This is a genomic window from Vibrio sp. 378, from assembly GCF_033339435.1.
Map to the genome: position 1 here is coordinate 1 of NZ_JAWOUO010000197.1, position 987 is coordinate 987.

1 protein-coding gene is annotated in these 987 nt (G+C 49.6%); it reads left to right on the forward strand.

The window, feature by feature from the left end:
- Positions 1 to 987: fructose PTS transporter subunit IIA (locus tag R7Q48_RS25115; protein ID WP_318132849.1), on the forward strand; the 987-nt coding region annotated here is incomplete at both ends.

The following is a 987-nucleotide window of genomic DNA, read 5'->3' on the forward strand; positions in this document are numbered from 1 at the left end:
ATGTTAGAGGCCGCCGGCAAGCTCAATAGTCAAAGCCAGTTCTTGGCAGATATTTGGAAACGAGAAGAGATCGGTAACACAGGATTTGATGATGGTATTGCGATCCCTCATGCCAAAAGTGATGCTGTAGCGAAACCGGCTGTCGCGGTCGGGATCAGCCGTAATGGGATTGATTATGGCGCCGAAGATGGCGAGCTGTCCGATGTGTTTTTCATGCTGGCGTCCCCAGATGGTGATGATCATCATCACATTGAAGTATTGGCACAAATTTCCACCAAAATTATCGAAGACGGCTTTGTTGAAAAGCTCAAGTTGGCTCAATCGCGAGAAGAAGCGCTTGAGATGCTGACTGATATTCAAACCCAATCCAATGAATTTCTCCCAACTTCTTTAGAATTTGCATCAGAACCCCTGAGCCCTTGGGCGCAAAAACTTGGCCGCATTAAAGAGCACTTGCTGTTTGGCACATCCCACATGATCCCGTTTATCGTTGCGGGCGGTGTGTTGTTGTCGTTGTCGGTGATGATCTCTGGTCACGGTGGTGTACCACAAGAGGGCATTTTGGCCGATATTGCCCAAATGGGGATTGCTGGCCTGACATTGTTTACTGCCGTGCTTGGTGGTTACATTGCTTATTCCATTGCCGACAAGCCGGGCCTTGCGCCGGGTATGATTGGGTCTTGGATTGCGGTCAGTCATTACAATACGGGTTTTTTAGGTGCAATTGTTGTCGGCTTTTTTGCTGGCTTTGTCGTTTGGCTATTAAAGAAAATTCGGCTACCAGACAGCATGAGTTCGCTTGGCTCGATCTTTATTTATCCGCTAGTCGGTACGTTTGTTACTTGCGGCGCGGTGATGTGGGTGATAGGTGCTCCGATTGCCAGCGCAATGACCACCATGAACGAAGTGCTGACGGGCATGGCGGGCTCAGGCAAAGTAATGCTCGGAACTGTGCTTGGGGCAATGACCGCGTTTGATATGGGCGGC